Here is a 17,791-nt window from a genome sequence, read left to right on the forward strand (position 1 = left end):
CTGCGCCCGGGGCTAGAACTTCCGCTCGGGGAGCGCCTTCGTGGCCGCATCCGCCGAGTTGAACGTCAGGCTCGGCACGACGATGTACGACTCGACCTTCTCCCCCTTGATCACCTTGTTCACGACATCCAGGGCGGTCTCGCCGAACAGCGGGTTGTACTCCGCGACGAAGCTGAGCTTTCCGTCCGCCAGCGCCTGGAGGGCGTTGCGGGTGCCGTCGATCGTGGCGATCTTGACGTCCTTGCCGGGCACCAGACCGGCCTCCTCGGCGGCGAGGACGGCGCCGAGGCCCATCTCGTCGTTCTGCGCGAAGACGAGCTGCACCTTGTTGTTGTTCGACTTGAGCACCGTCTCGAAGACGCTCTTCGCCTCTTCGGTCGACCAGTTGGCCGTCTGCGCGCCGAGCTTCTTGAACTCCGGCTTCGCGCCGATCGTGTCGTTCCAGCCACGGTTGCGCTCGTTGACCACCGAGACGCCCGCGGGGCCCTCGAGCACGAAGTAGTTCGCGCCCTGAGGGAAGGTCTCGACGGCCCAGCTGGCGACCGAGCTGCTGACCTTGAGGTTGTCCGGCGCGATGCGCGTGGCGTACAGGTCGGTGGCGTCGGGCTCGATACCGCGGTCGATCAGGATGACCGGGATCTCGGCCTCCTGGGCGCGCTTGAGCGAGTCCTCCCAGCCCGAGCCCTCGGTCGCGGACAGCAGGATGACGTCCACGCCTTCGTCCACGAAGGAGGTGAAGGCGTCGATCTGCGACTTCTGGTCCAGGTTCGTGGCCGGGGCGTACTTCAACTCGAAGCCCGCCTCCTTGGTGAACGTCTCCTGCATGTTGGCCTCGTTGGCCTGGCGCCACGCGCCCTCGGGGCCGACGGCCACGAAGCCGATCGTGGTCACGCCGTCGTCACCGCCGGCGTCGTCACCGCCGCCGGAGCACGCCGCCAGGCCCACTGCCAGGACTCCCGCGCTGGCGACGCTCAGCAGCCGACGGAAAAGCTTGGTTCTCGTCATCAGGTCTCCTCCTCAAGATCCGCCCGACGCAGTGCTGAGCCGGGTGGCAGTTATGTCCTGCTGGTTACGTCGAGGGTGTTAAGGAGCGGTCAGATGTTATCGCTAACACTCATGGGCCACAACCCGTCCGTCGGCACTCGACTCAGACCGGACCTCGCGGAGGCGTCAGGCCGGCGGAGGCGCCGTCGGCGGCCCGGCTCCAGGAATCACCGCCTCCGGGCGACCGGGGTACGGGCTGGCGCCTCGTCGGGTCGACATTCGAGTAACAGCCCTTGGATCCGCAGCTCAGTCCGCGGATCAGCGCCGGGGCACCGAGGCCCGCCACAGCTGGCTGGGTCCAGTCCCGTCAGGAGCGCCGTCGCCCTGTCATCCCGCAGCCGTGGCACGCCGGGCGAGAGATCGAACGGACGATGTGTTAGCGCTACCAGGAGAGGTTGTCGAGTTGCTTGCCCAACGAGTTCCTGCCGGGTACTCTCCGCCGATCACGCACGAACCGTCGCACCACGCCGCGCACGGTCAGCGGCGGGCCGGACCAGCCACGCTCTGCCGCTCGATGAGGGTCGGCGCGATGGAGTGGCGCAGTGCGGTGACGCCGCCCGACTCGATCTGGGTCAGCAGCATCTCCAGACTCGCCTGAGCCACCGCGGCGAAGTCCGGCTGCACGGTGGTCAGCGGCGGGATGAAGTACGAGGCCTCCGGCACGTCGTCGAAACCGACCACGCTGATGTCGTCCGGCACCCGCCGGCCGTGTTCGTGCAGCGCGCGCAGCACACCGAGGGCGAGGTGGTCGTTGGCGGCGAAGACCGCGGTGACCTCCGGCATCCGGGCGAGCAACTGTCCACACCGGTAGCCGGCCGCCGCGGACCAGTCCGCCGGCATCAACGGCGGCAGCTCCGCGCCGGCGGACTGCAACGCCTCCCGCCAGCCCTCGATCCGCCCTGCGCTGTCGAACCAGCCCGGCGGCCCGGACACGTGCCAGACGGTGCGGTGCCCGGCGTCGAGCAGGTGCTGGGTGGCGGCCCGAGCGCCGGCGACCTGGTCGACCGTCACCAGGGGCACCGGTCGCCGCGGGTCACCGTCGATGGTGACCAGTGGAACGTCCTTGGGTAGGCGCTCCAGCGCCTCGCCGGCCGATTCGACCGGCGCGATCACCACGATGCCGGCGACCCGGTGCGCCAGGTGCCGCTCCACCGCTGCGGAAATGGACTCGTGGTCCAGGTCGCGCACGCTGCCCACGCTGACGGCGAAGCCCGTCTCGGCCGCCGCCTGTTCAAGCGCGGCGAGCAGTGACGCCGGGCCGTAGAGGGTGGTGTTCTGCGCGACCACGCCGATCACCTGAGACCGGCCGGTGACCAGTGCCCGGGCCGCGCGGTTGGGCCGGTAGCCCAGTTCGGCGATCGCCGCCTGCACCCGCAGGCGGGTCTGCTCGCGCACGTTGGGATGCCCGTTGAGCACCCGGGAAACCGTCTGGTGGGAGACGCCGGCGAGGCGGGCCACGTCCGTCATCGCCGGACCGCGCATGGTCATGTCGCTCTCCCCGCCTGCCTGCTGGAACCGTGGCCAGCCGGTGTTCACCGAATCGATCCGGAGTTTCCGGTGCTCTGTCGCGGACGGCACGCGGATGCTGTTTCCGCCCACCGCCGCCAGATCGCCGAGTCTACGCCAGTTGCCGCGCTTACCGCGGCACGGCGGGGCCACCCCGCTGAAGCATGTCGAGATTCTCATGGATTCGTGGCTGTGACATTCTTGCCCCTTTCCGCTGGAGCTGCCAGACGCGACTGCCCGTCTTTGTCGGACCGATTAACCGAACGGCCTGTTCCGGACCCGCACCGAACAGGTAACGGGCCTGTCGCGGGCACTTTACGGCCGGTGGCAGGCCGCCACCGCCGGCCGCCCCGCGGGTGAAGCTGCGGCGGCTCCCACACCGGCGCACCAGCGCCGACCTGCGGTCCGCGCGCCACAGGCCGGCTGCGGCCACCGGTTGCGCGAGCCCGTCGCGCCGACCATTTCTTCCGTCACCGTTCCGACGTTGCCGTTCGCACCGCAGCACACTTACCCACGCTTGCCAGGCGCTGCGCGACGGGGATTGGAGAAACAAATCGGCATCCCGCGAAATCGCCGGGGGTCTTGCCGACCCGACGTCGCCCACCGGAGCGGCCGCGACACCTTCGGTGGGCCGAATGCGGCAGCTCCAATCGTCGAGCTTCGCAGCCAACCCGAATGCGTACCGCCGTGACCGACAAACCCGGGATCGTATCCGCCGGTCAGGACGCCACCGGAGCCGGCGTCAGCACGGCGACACGGCGATTCGCCCGAACTCCGCCCGGCCGCGGCCCGGTCGACTCGACCGGGCCGCGGCGTTCGTCGGTGTGCTGGACGACGGGGCGTCGCCTACGGGGCGAGCTCCTTGTTCGATCGGGCGGCATGCGTTACGACGAGGTCCCGCTCCTCCTCGGTGAAGATCCCCGCCTGGCGGAACTCCGCCGCGACGCGGTTGACGGTCGACACGAACTGGCCGTGATTCTTGAAGGGCGCCTCATCCCAGACCAGGTCGAGGAAGGTCGGGCCGTCGTCGCCGGGCGACGTGATGCCCGCCACCGGTACGTCGTAGTTCGGCAGGTTGTCGTCACGCTTGCGGTTGGGCACACCGGTGTCGACCGATCCGAACACCACTGTCGGCTCGACCCGGCGGAAGTACGACGAGGCGGCCTGCGTGTCACTGATGTAGTACGGCCGCAGGGTGAAGCCGTGCGTGGTGAAGATCGGGTCACCCGCCGCCGTGGTGCTCGCGTAGGTGATCGCCGAGCGACCGTAGTCTCCGTCGCGCTTCAGCTGGCGGTACAGGGACAGTTCGCGGTAGCTGCCACCCCCGGGGTTCCCCAGGATCTGCATGAGCAGGGGACCCCAGAAGATCGACTGCGTGTCGGGGCGGTCCAGCGCCCGCTCGATCCGGATGCTGAACGGCATCCGGATCTCGATGGTGTCGCCCGGCTTCCAGGTGCGGCTCAACGTCAGGTAGCTGCCAGGCTTGGCGGTGGCCTTCTGACTGACGCCGTTGATCGTGACGAAGAAGCCCCGCTGCACCCAGCTCGGCACCCGCAGCTTGATGTCGAGCCGGCCGCGGCCGTTCACGGTCAGCTTGGTGTGGTCCTCCCGCGGGTAATTCGTCTCCTGGGTGACGACGAAGCCCTTGTCGGCCCAGGTCAGCGTCGACGCCGCGTACAGGTTGACCCAGAGCGTCCTGCCGTCGGCCGACTTGAAGTAGATCGTCTCCTGGTACTTGGTGTGGTTCTCCAGGCCCGTCCCGCCGCAGCAGGTCCCGGTGTTGCCGTAGCTACGGGTGACGCCCGGGGTCAACGGCTGGAAGTAGGTGACCTGGGGGTTGCTGACGCTCGTCGTGTCGGCCCGCGAGCCCACGATCTGGTTGAGCAGCCCCCGCTCGTAGTGGTCCATGTACGCCGGGTCGTGCTCGTGGAGGAACAGGTTGCGGGCCAGCTTGAGCAGGTTGTACGCGCTGCAGGTCTCCGCACCGCCCTGGGCGATCGAGTTCGCGATGTTGTCCCGGTTCTGGAACAACTCGGTGTTGTTGTTGGAGCCGGGGAAGTTGCCGCCCAAACCACCGTGCGCGTACCTGCGGTGCGGGACGAGCATTCCGAAGAAGTTCTTGGCGGCCTGGAAGTACTCGGGGTCCCCGCTGTGCTCGTAGACGCGCATGTACCCGACGAACTGCGGTATGTGCTGGTTGACGTGCAGCCGATCCGGGCGGCGCCGGCCGGGACGGGTGGCCGGCGTGGTGACCAGGATGTCGCGGTTCTCGACGCAGGCCTGGAACAGCGACTCCCGGTTGTCGAAGCACTTGGCGGTGTCCAGGTGCTTCGCGTCGCCGGTGAGCGCGTAGATCTCGGGGAACACCTCGTTCGCGCCGCCGGACTCGCCGGCGATGTAGAGGTCCCACATGTAGTTCAGGTTGTCCCGGGTGATCGGGCCCGTGTACTGGGGGTGGTTCTTGTCCCCGACGGTCAGCGCGAGGTGCGCCCAGTTGGCCATCTTGACGACCACGTCGAGGGCCTTCTGGTTGTCGGTGTGGTAGTACGCGTCGAGCAGTCCGCGCATGATCTTGTGCTGCGTGTACCACGGCGCCCACGTGTTGGTGGCCGCGTTGCCGCCGTACACGGCCCACCGCGGCGGACCGAGCCGCAGGACCGAATCCTCGGGCAGCGCGCCGAGATAGCCGGGGTGGGTCGGCACCCAGTCGGCGGCCCCGCCGCTCTGGCTCGCCACGATGCCGCCGTCCCGGCCGTTGGGCGAGGCGTCCTTGATCGCGGTACCGCCCTCCTCCTCGAACCGGTACCAGGCGATCGAGCCGCCGGCGGTGCTCCCGGTCGGCGAGTCCTGCATCGACTGGACCTCCGCCGGGCTCAGGGCCCGGTCGAAGATGTGGAACTCGTCGATGGTCGCGTCCAGGAACGCGTCGCCGTACTGCGAACGCCCGATCCACCGGTTTCCGGGGTTTCCGAGGTGGGACGGGTTGAGGGTCATGTTCGTGTTCTGGCCGGCCTGCTGACCGTTGACGTACAGCGTGCCGGTGTTCTGGGTGAGCGTCACGGCCAGGTGCACCCACTGGTTGGTCGGCAGGGCCGCGTTGCCGTCGATCCGCTGTTCCCCGCCGCCGCCGCTGACCGTGATCGCGAACCTCGGCACGTTGCCGGTGACGCCGGCACGCGGAGTCAGGAACATGTTGACGGTGGTGTTCTGACCGAAGTCGAACAGCCGACTCCAGCTCTGGGTGGCCGCGAGATTCACCCAGGTGGCGATGGTGAAGTCGGCCAGCTGGCTGATCGCCTCCTGGGGAAGGGTGACGTGCTGCGCCCGACTGGGGCCGTTCAGCCGGAGGGCGTTGCCGAAGCGGCCCGGCACCCGACCGATCTGCGGCTCCTCGGGATCCTCGCCACCCGGGCCGCCGTTGCCCATCCGCGCGGTGATCGCGGCCTGGCACGCCGCGAGCTCGTCGACCATCCAGTCGAGCTTGCTCTTGAAGATCGGCTCGCCACGGTCGGCGTAGCCCTGGGCCAGGGCCGTCATGTAGTGCCCGGCCCAGTGACCGCTGAGCAGTCCGCCGTCCTCCCAGCCGCCGGGCACGGCAACCCCCGGCGGATTGGGCCGACCGGCCTGGTTGTTGAACAACACGAGGAAGCGCCGCTCGTCGAACTGGCGGAGGTAGTCCTTCGTGCGGTCGCGCTTCTCCTGGAGCAGACCGTTGCCCAGGTTCACGTCGCGTAGCTGGAAAGGCCGGACCGGGGCGGTGCCGCCGGGGCCGGGCTCGGGCGGGGTCGCGGGCAGCGGGGCCGGGCCGGCCGTGGTCTCGGTGGCCGTCACGGCCGGAGCGGCTGCCGCCGGGAGCGCGCCCGCGCCGACTGCGGCAGCCACGCCGACGGCCGATGCCTGAAGAACGTGACGTCGGCTGACAGGGACCTTCTCGGGTTCAACCACTGTGGATCATCCTTCCCAGGTAGCTACGGACTGACCGCTCGGCCGTTTCCGGCACGAAACCGTGGTGCTTGGTCCACCGACGTCGACGCACTCAGCGGCCGCGGAGGGGGACTGTGATCGCCGGCGGCAGGTATCGCGATCGCGTCGGGATTGTGAGCGTTAACTCTATGACCGCCGACCCGCACAGACAAGCACTTGAACCTGGTTGACATCTACCGGAAACAGTCCTATGTTAGCGCTCACCCAACTGCCCTTCATGGAGGCGACGTGGCCGCCCAGTTCGGCGTCTCGGAGTTGTGGGACCCCGCGGTACGCCGTGACCCGCACCCGTTCTACGACCGGGTGCGAGCCGCCGGCCGACCCGTCCTTCAGGTCGACCCGGCGGGCACCAGGTTCTGGGTGATCGCCGGACATTCCGACGTGCTGCAGGCCCTTCGCCACCCGGCGATAGGGCACGAGATCCAACGGCACTGCCCCGGCGGCCGGCGACCCGCCCCGCACGAACTGTCCGAACTGGCGAGAATCGAGTCCCGGCAGCTCATCAACCTCGATCCGCCCGACCACACCCGCCTGCGAGGGCTGGTCAGCGGCGGCTTCACGGCCCGCGCGGTGGCCCGGTTGGAGCCGTGGATCAGCCAACTCGCCGACCAGCTGGTCGCGCGGGCCCGCCAGCTCGGACGCCTCGACGGGATCGCGGACCTCGCCGACCCGGTGCCGGTCAACGTCATCGCGGAGCTGGTCGGCATTCCCGAGCAGGACCGCTCGCAGTTCCGCGCCTGGTCGGCGGCGATCGTGTCGGCCGGGAACGGAAGCTCGGCGGCCACGCTGGCGTTCGGGGCGTACCTCGACGAGCTGGCCGCCCGGCGGCGGGCCGTGCCCGCCGACGACCTGATCTCGGAACTGGTGACCATCGAGGACCGAGGCGACCAGCTCGATCGTGACGAGCTGGTGGCGCTCGTGCAGCTGCTGCTCGTCGCCGGCCAGGAGACGACCGTCGACCTGATCGGCAACGGCATCCGCCTCCTGCTCACCCACCCCGCGCAGTGGCAGGCGCTGCGCGACGATCCGCTGCTGGCAGCGGCGGTGGTCGAGGAGACACTCCGGTTCCGGGGGCCGGTCGAGATCGTGCCACCGCGATTCGCCCTTCAGGACGTCGAGCTGGCCGGCGGGCGGATTCCCGCCTACGACCGCGTGGCCCTGTCGTTGTGGGGGGCCAACCGGGACCCCGGCGTGTTCGACCGCCCGCACGTGTTCGACATCCACCGCACGGACGTCCGCAAACACATCGCCTTCGGGCATGGGATCCACTTCTGCCTCGGGGCTCACCTGGCTCGGCTGGAAAGCCGGATCATGATCGAGCGAATCGCGCAACAGCTTCCCGACCTGCGCCTCGCCGTCGACCCCGCCGACCTCGACGGCTTCCGGCTCCACCACGATCAACTGCCGCTGGCGGTGTGAGGCGGGGCGTCCGGCGGCGTCACGACGCCGGTGGTGGACCACCGATGGGCGTCGCCTCCCGACCCTGCGCGCGGCCTTCCTCCCGGGCCTGCGCGATTAGCCGCCCGAGCCGCCGCCGGCGCTGCCGTGCGAGGGCCCGCAACGTTAGGACGAGGACGGCGAGAAGGGCGGCGAGGCCCAGTTGCGGCCAGGGCACCGTCCAGACCGTCACGGTCCGCGAGGCCGGTCGGACGTCGGCGCCGCCCTGGTCGCCGCCGAGGACGACGGGGGTCACGTCGACCCTCGTCCGCAGCGGACCCAAGGCCCAGACGCCGGCGACGCGGTTGCCGACCTTTCGGCTGCCGCCCGGCAGGAGTTCCTCGCCCTTAACCTCCGGGGCACTCTGTCTGCCCAGGCCGAACGGACCCGCGACCGTCACCCGCCCGCTGCCGGTCACCGCCACGTTGCCGTCGTTCGTCGCGGTGTAGCTGATCTCGATGGCGCCGGCGGAGAAGGGGTTCCACGAACGCCGGTACCTGGCGGTGAGGTCGCTGATCGCCACGGCCGCCGTGGCCGTGCCGCTGGCCCGCATCATGACCCGGAAGCCGACCCGGCTCTCGACGGCGACCGTACCCCCGGCGCTGGTGACCGTCGCCGCGATGCCGGCCGGGTGGTCCCCCGGTGTGGCGTCCGGAGGCGCGGTGATGGTGAACGGCACCACCTTCGTCTCTCCGGCGCCGACGGTGACCTTCTGCTGCACCTGGATCCAGGTGCCGCCGTCCACCGACTCCTGGTCGGACGCGAGCATGTTGAAGCGTCCCTTGTCGGTGAGGTAGCCGTCGGCCGCCTTCAGGGCGAAGACCACACTGCCGTCGCTGAAGTTGCGTACGGCCAGGTGCTCCGTCACGACCTGACCCGGGTCGAGCGTGCGTTCGACCCACCGGCGGCCGTCCGGGCCGTGCCGATCGGCCGGTTGGACCGACCAGGTGAGCGTCGGAGCGGCCGGCTGTGCCGGAGCGGCGGCGGGCGCGATCGGCACGGTGACGAGCAGCGCGGCCAGCACGGCGAGCAACCGCGGCAGGGTTCGGTTCATGCGGAGTCCTTCGACACGGGGGGCGTGGTGGGGGGCCGCCGCGCGGCCCCCCACCCGTGCGCTACTCGAACAGGGACAGGGTCAACGTCGAGGTGTACTCGCCGGCGGCGACCTCCGCCGGGGTACGCAGGTACAGGTCGGCGTTGACCGAATACGAGTCATCGGCGACGGCCCCGGAGTCGAACGTCGACACCAGCAGCTCCTGGTCGACCAGGCCCACGTTGTTGCCGGGCTGGGTCGGCTCGTCGAGGACGGTCACGACCTCCTCGCCCTCGGTGACCAGGCCGGTGTCGCCGCCGTCGAGCAGACGCGGAGCCCAGCCGAGATGCCCGGCGCTGATCGGCGCCTGGCCGGCGCTGCCGGTGAAATCGGTGGCGCTACCCAGCACGGCCCACGCGGCGCCCGCCGGCACCTCCTCCTCGGTACGGGTGTCGGTGACGGTCACGGTCGGCAGGGTGCCGACGAACTGGCGTACCAGCAGCGTCGAGCCGTCCTCGGACAGCGCGACGGAGTCGCCGGCGATCGACATCGCCAGGACGCCGGGTTCCCTGATCTCCTCGATGTCGACCGTCACCCGTACATCGGCGCTGTCGTCGGGATCGGCCAGGGCCGGCGCCTGCAGCGCCATCGTCCCGGCCAGGGCGGCACCGGCGGCACCCGCCGCGAGCAGCCGCTTGCGCTTGAACGTGTTCATGCGATGCTCCATCGTGATGTGTGGTGGTCGGACAGGGTGGGGTCAGCCGGCGCAGTCGACGCCGGGGTGTTCCTCGGTGAGGACAGTCGTCACGTCCTCGCCGTCGACGGTTCCGGTGGCCCGGACGGTCACCGAGCCCGCCGCGACCGAGACCGCCCGCGTGCCGAACGACTGGTAGGCGTTCGCGCCCGGCACGACGTCGGCGAAGGACCGCTGGCCGTACGCGGTCTCCAGGGCGATGTCCACCGGCGCGTCGTGGTCGTTGCGCGCCTGCACGGCGACGTACGCCCTGCCGGCGAGGCACCGCGACTGGACGGTGACCGTGACCGGCAACTCGGGCTGGACACCCGGGTCGTCGGCGAAGACCCGCCAGTCCGTGATCGCGACCGCGGAGTAGGTGGTGCCGTTGCCGTTGGCCCGGATCGTGGCGCGGACCCGGGGCGTGGTGACCGGGTCGAAGGTGACGGTGTTGAACGCGGTGGTGCTCGTGCCGTAGGCGCCAGCGCCGGTCACGTCCCGCCAGGCCGCGCCGGCCTCGTCCCAGTACTGCAGCACCCACCCGTCGGGCTCGGCGACGCCGTCGCCGGTGCCGCGGTTGGCGTCCCGCCAGAACTTCAACTCCGTTCCGGTGATCCGGACGGGGCGAGCCCAGTCGTACTGGACCCACAGGGTCGCCGGGCGGGTGCCGGACCAGGTGCCCCAGAGTTGCGCCTGGCTCGGGTTCGACGGGTCGGCCCCGTCGTTGAGGGCGGTGAGGCTGTTCCAACCCGCGGTGTACGAGGCGGTCGGGGTCGCGACGGGCGCGATGTTGCCGGTGAGCGGCCCGGACAGGTCCGCCGGGATGGTGACCGTCCTGGCGGTCTCCAGGTTTCCGGCCGCGTCGAGCGCCCGGAACGACACGGTGTGCCGGTCCGGGTCCGGTGCCCCGATCGCACCCCCGTAGGCGGTCCACGGGCCCGCCCCGATGGCGTACTCGATCCGGGCGACGCCGGAGGTCGCGTCGCTCGCGGTCACCGTGACCGCCCGGGTGGCGCTGTTCACGGTGGCCGTGCTGACCGGTGCCGTGGCGTCGATGCGTACGGTGAGGTTCGCGGCCTCCGAGAGGTTGCCGGCCCGGTCGGTCGCGGTCGCCGTGACGGTGTGCTGGCCGTCCCCGGAGACGTTGACGTCGACGGATCGCACGTCGGTCGTGACCACCGGCTGGCCGTCGTCCACCCGCGATTCGATCCTCAGCCGGCCGCCACGGTCGTCGACGCCCGCGGCGCGCACCCGCACCGCGGACCGGAACCAGCCGGCGCTGCCCGCGTTCCCGCTGGGAGTGAGCGTCAGCGTCGGCGGGGTCTCGTCACCCTCGGTGTCGCCCGGCGAGATGACCGTCACCTGCGCGGAGACGCGACCCGCCGCGTAGCCGAGCACGGTGCCCCGGGTCGTGAACGACCCCGGCGCCGCGACGTCCTCCGGTCGCACCGGGTCCCAGTAGACCGGCACCCGCAGCGTCTCGTCGCCGAACGACACGGCGGTGGTGTCGGGGAGTTCGGTCTCCCCCACCTCCACCGTCAGCCGCGGCGCGGCCACGGTCGCCGGCTGCGCGGCGAGGACCTTCCACTCCTCGACCGCCACCGCCGAGTACGTGCTGCCGTTGGTCGACGCGTCGAACACCGCGCGAACCTGCGTGGTGGTCACCGGGTCGAAGCTCGTGTCCTGGAAGCCCTGCGTGCCGGTCGGAAAGCCGCTCGGGTTGGGCACATCGGCCCACTGCCCGGCGCCGAGGTCCCAGTACTGCACGCGCCAGCGGGCGGGGGCCGCGACACCCACGCCGCTGCCCTGCGGATTGTCGTTCCAGAACTCGATCTGCGAGCCGGAGATCCGCATCGGCTGGTCCCAGGTGTACTGCACCCACTGCTGGGGCGGGTTGTTGCCGGTCCAGGTCCCCCACATGTCCGGCGGCAGCGGGTTCGACCGGACGATCTCGTCGTTGAGCGCCTTCACCCAGTACTGCGTGGGCACCGGCTCGTTGGAGACGGTGACCTTCGCCGCCTGGGCGATGTTGGCCCGGGGGGTCAGGTCCCGGCCCTTGGCCGGTGTCGGCGTGACGAGCTTCATCCGCGGCGGGGTCTGCGTGTCGTCCCACTCGACCGGGTCGATCGCCACCGACCGGCGGAAGTGCCCGCCGCCCGCGGCGTCGGCGGTGTGGTACGCGATGTACCACTCGCCGTTGAACTCGAGGATGCCGGGATGGCTGGTCGTCGAGGAGACCGGCCGGAGCACGGTGCCCCGGTAGGTCCACGGTCCCTCCGGCGACGACGCCGTCGCGTACGCGATGCAGGCGTGGTAGTTCGCCGGGGTGCACTGCGACGTCGGGCCGGCGTTGTTGCCGGCGTACGCCAGGTAGTAGGTGCCGCTGCGCTTGAAGATCCAGGCCGCCTCGAAGAAGCCGGTCAGCCCGGTGACGGTGCGCTGGGCGCCCACCGGGGTCTTCATGTCCGGCTGGAACTCCTGCAGGCGCAGTTGGCTGAAGGAGCCCCAGTAGACGAACACCCGCTGGTTCGGCGCCGTGCCCTCGATGAGGATCGTCGGGTCGATGTTGTGGATGGTGTTCGGGGTGGGCACGCGCTGGGAGATGATCGGCCCGCCGGCGTGGTCGGTCCACGGGCCGGTCGGGCTGTCCGAGACGGCCACGCCGATCGCGAACTTGTCGGACGCCGGGCTGTCCCGCTCGTTGATCGGGACGTACCAGTAGTAGCGCCCGTCGACGCCCCGGACCACCTGGCCGGCGTAGGCGCGGCCCGGCGTCGCCCAGGCGAAGACCTGCTCCGGCCGCATCAGGGACGGAAAGTGGGTCCACTCGCCGGCCTCGACGTCGGCGGTGCGGAACGCGCCCCACTCGTTCATGACGAAGTCGTTGGTGGAAGGCCCGGCCTGGTCGTGGCCGGTGTAGATGTAGAGCTGGTCCCGGCCGCTGTCGTTGCCGGGCGCGCCGGCCGGCACGACCACCGGCGCCGGGTCGGCCGAGTAGTAGCTGCCGTCGCCGAGGATCGGGTTGACGGTGTTGGTGAAGGTGTACGAGTCGGCGGCGGAGGCGGGGGCGGCGGTCGCGAGCAGGCCGCCGGCGACGAGCCCGGCGGCCGCCGCCGCGGCGACCACCCTGCGGAACCGGTGCGACGACCGGGGCTTCGGTGGGGCGGCTGCGCGCCCCACTGTGGTGTTCACGGTGTCGATCTCCTCGCTGCTGGGCGGGGTGGTGGCGGCGCCGGGAAGGCGCCGCCACCAGTGAGGGTCAGCCGCAGCTGACGGCGCCGTACGGCGCCTCGATCTGCGCGGTCACCGGCTGCCCGTCGACCGTTCCGGTGGCCTTCACCGTCGCGGTGCCGGCCTGGATCGACTTGGCTCGGGCGTTGAACGCCTGGTACGCGGAGTTTCCCGCGGCGACGTCGGAGACCGTGCGCGACCCGTACGGCGTGATCAGCTCGATGGTGAGCGGGACGTCGTCGCCGTTGCGGGCGTTGACCGAGACGTAGGCGTTGGTCCCGATGCACTGGGTACGTGCCTGGACCTCGACGTCCCACGCCGGGGCCGGTGGGACGTCGCCCACGGTGAGGGTCAGCGTGGTCCGGGTGGCACCGGCATCGCCCACGTAGTCGGGCCGGATCAGGTCACCGATGACGGTGTAGCGACCGGGAGTCTTGACGATGTTCTCGTCGAAGTGCCAGTCGACACCGATGGCCTGGTTGTCCCGGGAGCCGTCGTTGTAGGAGACCTCCACCTTGTTCGGCAGGTAGGGCAACTCGCCCACGTCGACGGCCTGCTCGAACGACTCGGCGCCCTGGATCGAGATGCCGCCCGGGGCCGTCTCCGGCCGTACGTAGACGCGGGCCTCGGCGATCAGGCCGTACGCGTCGTTCGTGCCGTAGACCACGAACGGCTCGACGTTGGTCTCCGCGACCATCTCGGGCGTGATCTGCTGCCAGTTGAAGGCGACGGCGCCACGAGCGCCGCTGGCGTAGACCGCGTCGAGCGTGCTCGGCAGGGTGGGCACCTGGCCGACGGTGGTCCGGATCAGCACCGGCGAGCGTACGGAGTCGACGGTCTCGCCGTTGGCGCGCCAGCGCAGCACGCCCGTACCCGCACCGCCACTCATCACACCCCAGATGCGGATCCGCAGGTGGCTGGTCGTGATCGGTTGGAAATCGAGGTGGTTGTAGGTGTTGGTGGCCAGCGCGTCGGCGTACGACGAGCCCTCCGCGAGGGTGACCGGGGTCCAGGTGGTGCCGTCCGTGGAGCTCTCGATCGCGTACGTCGTGGCCGTGGGCCGGCGGGTGCCGCCGTTGTCGTCGTACCAGTAGATGTCGGTCGACGACAGCCGCACCGGCGAGTTCCACCGGTACTGGATCCACGCCGCCCGCTCGGTGCTGGTGCCGTTCTGTGGTTGACCCCAGTTGCCCCAGCCGGTCCCGGCACCGGGATTCGAGTTGTTCGGCGTGGTCGCCTCGTTGACCCGCTGGTGGTTCTCCCACGACGCGGTGCCGCTGGTGGTGATCGTCGCCGAGGAGCCGAACTCCGCGGTGACCTCGCGCTCGGTGATGGTCACCGCGACGGTCGCCTCGGAGCGCTTCTCGCCGTCGTTGGCGAAGAAGCGGAACACGTAGTCGCCGGCGACCGTGCCGGTCACCCGGGTCGCCAGCGCCTTGGCGTCGGCGAAGATGACCCCCGCCCCGGCCGGGGCCGAGACGGTCTCCCAGCCGAACGTGAGGTCGCTGTCGTAGGGGATGCCGTCGTCGGACGCGGTGCCGACCAGCCGGGTGGAGAGGTTGCCGTCCGCCGAGCCGTCGCGGGTGGCGGTGACGGTGGGCGCCTTGTTGGAGACGGGTGGCACGTCGCGCCCGGAGTCGAACACCTGGATCTCGGAGATCGCCGTGTAGAAGGTCGGGTTGTTCGTGAACGCGATGCGCACCTTGTTCGACGTGACGGACTCGAAGAGCGCCTCGTTGAACTTCGCCGCCGGCACGGTCGGGTTCTTGAACTGGCCCGGCACCTCCTTCCAGCCCCCGTTCCCGTCGGGCACCTGGACCCACCAACGCGCGGGCTCCCGGTAGCCGCCGGCCTGGCGGTCGCTGACGAAGGTCACCTTCACGTTGTCGAACGACTTGGCCGAGCGCAGGTCGAGTTCGACGTAGCCGTTGCGGTCGGTGGTGCCGTGGTTGCCCCAGTACGGCTCGTTGGCGGTGACGCCGTCGGTCACGGCTGCCAGCGACACCGGCCGCTCGGTCTCCTTGATCGCGCCGGGGGTGTAGTTCATCGAGGTGGTGCTCCAGCCGGGCGTGTGGAACTGCCGCCACGGCGTCGAGCGGGCGCCCTGCTGGGTGTACGACGAGCTGAGGTTGGCGCCCGCCGCCAGGTTCGGCGCGTCCTCGGTGAGGTCGATGCCGGCCGTCTTGAGGTACGTGACGACGCGGTCGTCCTCGATCGAGGTGGTCACCGCGGTCGGGAAGGTGGTGCCGGTGGTCGCGGTGAAGGTGACGGTCAGGCCCGCCTCGGCCTGGACCTGGTTGGTGTTCGGGTCGTAGGTGAGCTTGCCGATCTGGTCGGTGCTGACCTTCTTCTCGCCGTTGAGGAACAGGCTGTAGCCGGCGCCCAGCCCGTACCTGCTGCCGTCGGGGTCCCAGACGATCGTGACGTCCTGCCCGTGGTACCGCAGGTTGTTGACCATGAAGTGGTCGTAGCCGAACTTGATCGGCCACAGCTCGATCTTGTCGTCGGAACGCGGCTGCAGGCCCGCCATGTCCTCGACGAAGATGTAGTTCATGTTCCCGAGCATCACGTGGTTCGGGTTGTTGCGGTTGTAGGTCTTCTCGGCCGCGTTCCAGTTGGAGTAGTACTCCGCCTGGTTCGGGGCGCGCAGGTCGGCGTTGGGGTAGATGCTCCAGGCCATCCAGTCCAGCAGCCGCTTGGCGTACGCCGGGGTGATGTACTTCTGCTCCCGGTCGTAGTGGCGCAGCGCCGAGCGGACGCCGCGGTACTGGACGGTGAAGTTGATGTTGGAGAAGTTGTTGGAGCCGCCGACTCCGTAGGCCGTCCGGTCGTACTGGTTGGCGGTGTAGAACGGGAAGATCGGGAAGTTGTCGCCGTAGGTCAGGAAGCGGTACCCGTCGACGTAGGTCTGCCACTGGTCGAACGGGATGAGGTTCTCGGCGTAGACGTCGTAGAGGTTCGACTCCTTGGCCGGGACCAGGTCACGGGCCTCCGCCGGAAGTGGGTTGGCCCGGCCGTTGGAGCTGGCCGCGGAGGTGGCTCCGTGCGAGGTGCCGGCCAGGAACATCCGCATCTCCGGGCTCCACAGCCGCCCGAGAATCGCCTCGCGGATGCCGTCGGCCGAGGCGGCCATGGCGTCGACCTTCGCCTGGTCGGCGCCGGAGAGCTGGTAGAGCTGCCGGGCCGCGTCGAACGCTCCCCACACGTACGCCGACTCCGGGCGTTCGATCGTGCGGGCACCGGGCGCGCCGCCGTTGGCCTTCGGGAAGCCGAAGGAGATGGCGTCCGCGTCGTTGCCCGGCATGTAGTTGGTGTCGTAGGCGATCAGCTTGTCGTCGTTGCCGTCGTAGTGCTCGAGCTGACCGACGCCGTCACCCTCGAAGTAGCCGGCGAACTTGCGGGCGATCTCCGCTCCCCCGCCGTGCACGTTGTAGGCCTCGAGCCCGGCGGTGCCCAGGTACTGCGAGTAGTGGTTGTTCCAGCTGGTGTGGCCGGGGCTGTCCAGGAACGCCGAGGAGCCGGACAATTCGCCGATGTTGAGGATCTGGCCGTACGGCAGATAGGGCGTACGGATCCACTTGGTGTCCTGCAGGTGCATCGGCTGGGTCAGCGCGACGGAGTTCTGGTAGAGGTTCACCCCCTCGATCGTCGTGGGGTACTGGTAGACGTAGCCGGGCGCGTTGGCGTCGAGGCTGTTGTAGCGCTCGCCCCACCAGCGGTAGACGATCGCCTTCTCCATCGCGGGGTCCGGGACGTCGATGTAGGGGATGTCCTGGGCCCAGCGCCGGTTGAACTCGGTGATGCCGTTGCGCACGGCCTCGGCCGGGGACAGCGCGGCGTAGTCCCGATAGTTCTCGACTGTCTCCGGCAGGGTGGCCGAGGAGACGGCGCCGACGACCGACAACGACACCGAGCCGCCGGCGGGCACCGTGACCTCGCGGTCGAGGTTGGTGCCGCTGCGGGTGAAGCCGGCACCGGTGAGGTCGATGCTGACGGTGTTCCAGGCGGTGTCGACCAGCCCGTTGTTGGAGCCGCTGGTGATCGTACGGGTGCCGGAGAGCTCGGCCGAGCCGCTCCCGGGCTGGGTGGCCAGTGGCGAGGCGGCGCGGACGGTGAACGTCGCCGGCGCGTCGCCGGGGTTGGTGAAGTCGATGGCGGTCACCGCCACGTTGTCGTACGTGATGAACTTCGTCAGGTTGGCGGAGACCCCGGTGGCGCCGATCGTGTACCGGCCCCTGGCGTGGCTCGGGGCGTTGAACCGGTCGGCGTTGACCTCGGTGACCGTCTGCCCGGGCACGGTGACGGTGTAGAGGTTGCCGAGGTTGTTGGGGCCGCCGACGAAGGTGCTGCCGGCGAAGCCCATGACGGTGAAGTTGTTGTTGCTCGCGCCGCGCATGTACAGCGAGCGGCCCCGGGTCATCAGCACCGCCGACCCGACCGGCCCGCTGACGCCGAGGACCCGGTCGAGGTAGTAGTCGGTGCCGCCGGCGGCGAGATCCTTGTCGAAGATCGACTGGTGCATGCTCGTCGCGGTGAACGGCACGCCGGGCTTCAGCTGGTTGGCGACGTCACCGACGTTGTTGTAGACCGGATCCCCGATCTCCATGGCGTGGCTCTGCCCGTTGGTGTAGACGCCCACGTCACTTTCGTTGCCGGGCAGGACCGGGCTGTCGGCGTGTGCCGGGGACGGCACACCGACAGCCCCTCCCACCACGAGCGCGGTCAGGGCGGCCCAGAGGGGCGCCCTCCGCACGCGCGGACGGATCATGTCTTCTCCTCCTCGGTATCGGTGCGGCCGGCATGCGAGGCGTCGCCGGCGCCGC

8 protein-coding genes are annotated in these 17,791 nt (G+C 70.1%); 1 reads left to right on the forward strand and 7 read right to left on the reverse strand.

Annotated elements, in window-relative coordinates; genetic code table 11:
* Positions 1–12: 12 nt before the first annotated feature.
* The 3 genes from AB0C04_RS16505 to AB0C04_RS16515 form a co-directional block, all read right to left on the reverse strand.
* A complete protein-coding gene (locus AB0C04_RS16505; RefSeq protein WP_357054604.1) occupies positions 13–1,005 on the reverse strand; it encodes an ABC transporter substrate-binding protein in 993 nt (330 codons plus the stop codon).
* A gap of 516 nt (positions 1,006–1,521) precedes the next feature.
* The gene (locus tag AB0C04_RS16510) at positions 1,522–2,526 is read right to left on the reverse strand and encodes a LacI family DNA-binding transcriptional regulator (protein ID WP_357055284.1); all 1,005 of its coding nucleotides are present in this window, start codon (positions 2,524–2,526) and stop codon (positions 1,522–1,524) included.
* 870 nt (positions 2,527–3,396) lie between these two features.
* On the reverse strand, positions 3,397–6,381 hold the full coding sequence (locus AB0C04_RS16515; protein WP_357054607.1) for a beta-L-arabinofuranosidase domain-containing protein: 2,985 nt from the start codon (positions 6,379–6,381) through the stop codon (positions 3,397–3,399).
* A 381-nt stretch (positions 6,382–6,762) separates the two neighbouring features.
* On the opposite strand from AB0C04_RS16515, the gene AB0C04_RS16520 reads away from it, so the two are divergent.
* A complete protein-coding gene (locus tag AB0C04_RS16520) occupies positions 6,763–7,953 on the forward strand; it encodes a cytochrome P450 (RefSeq protein WP_357054610.1) in 1,191 nt (396 codons plus the stop codon).
* Between the two features lie 19 nt (positions 7,954–7,972).
* Here AB0C04_RS16520 and AB0C04_RS16525 read toward each other — a convergent pair whose 3' ends face one another.
* From AB0C04_RS16525 to AB0C04_RS16540, 4 genes are all read right to left on the reverse strand, one after another.
* The gene (locus tag AB0C04_RS16525) at positions 7,973–9,025 is read right to left on the reverse strand and encodes a hypothetical protein (protein WP_357054613.1); all 1,053 of its coding nucleotides are present in this window, start codon (positions 9,023–9,025) and stop codon (positions 7,973–7,975) included.
* Between the two features lie 61 nt (positions 9,026–9,086).
* Entirely contained in the window at positions 9,087–9,719 is a 633-nt protein-coding gene (locus AB0C04_RS16530; RefSeq protein ID WP_357054616.1) for a hypothetical protein, read from the reverse strand.
* A 42-nt stretch (positions 9,720–9,761) separates the two neighbouring features.
* Positions 9,762–12,938 carry a family 43 glycosylhydrolase gene (locus AB0C04_RS16535; protein ID WP_357055287.1) on the reverse strand — a complete coding sequence of 1,059 codons (3,177 nt, stop codon included), beginning with the start codon at positions 12,936–12,938 and terminating at the stop codon, positions 9,762–9,764.
* A 58-nt stretch (positions 12,939–12,996) separates the two neighbouring features.
* Complete coding sequence (locus AB0C04_RS16540) at positions 12,997–17,736, reverse strand: discoidin domain-containing protein (protein ID WP_357054619.1); 4,740 nt, start codon at positions 17,734–17,736, stop codon at positions 12,997–12,999.
* Positions 17,737–17,791: the final 55 nt, after the last annotated feature.

Origin of the sequence: Micromonospora sp. NPDC048909 (assembly GCF_040649635.1) — a bacterium.
Classification (GTDB): domain Bacteria; phylum Actinomycetota; class Actinomycetes; order Mycobacteriales; family Micromonosporaceae; genus Micromonospora.

Coding starts and splice junctions, on each gene's coding strand:
- AB0C04_RS16525 (WP_357054613.1), bottom strand. CDS start 9,025: ATGAACCGAACCCTGCCGCGGTTGCTCGCCGTGCTGGCCGCGCTGCTC.
- AB0C04_RS16505 (WP_357054604.1), bottom strand. CDS start 1,005: ATGACGAGAACCAAGCTTTTCCGTCGGCTGCTGAGCGTCGCCAGCGCG.
- AB0C04_RS16530 (WP_357054616.1), bottom strand. CDS start 9,719: ATGAACACGTTCAAGCGCAAGCGGCTGCTCGCGGCGGGTGCCGCCGGT.
- AB0C04_RS16510 (WP_357055284.1), bottom strand. CDS start 2,526: ATGCGCGGTCCGGCGATGACGGACGTGGCCCGCCTCGCCGGCGTCTCC.
- AB0C04_RS16540 (WP_357054619.1), bottom strand. CDS start 17,736: ATGATCCGTCCGCGCGTGCGGAGGGCGCCCCTCTGGGCCGCCCTGACC.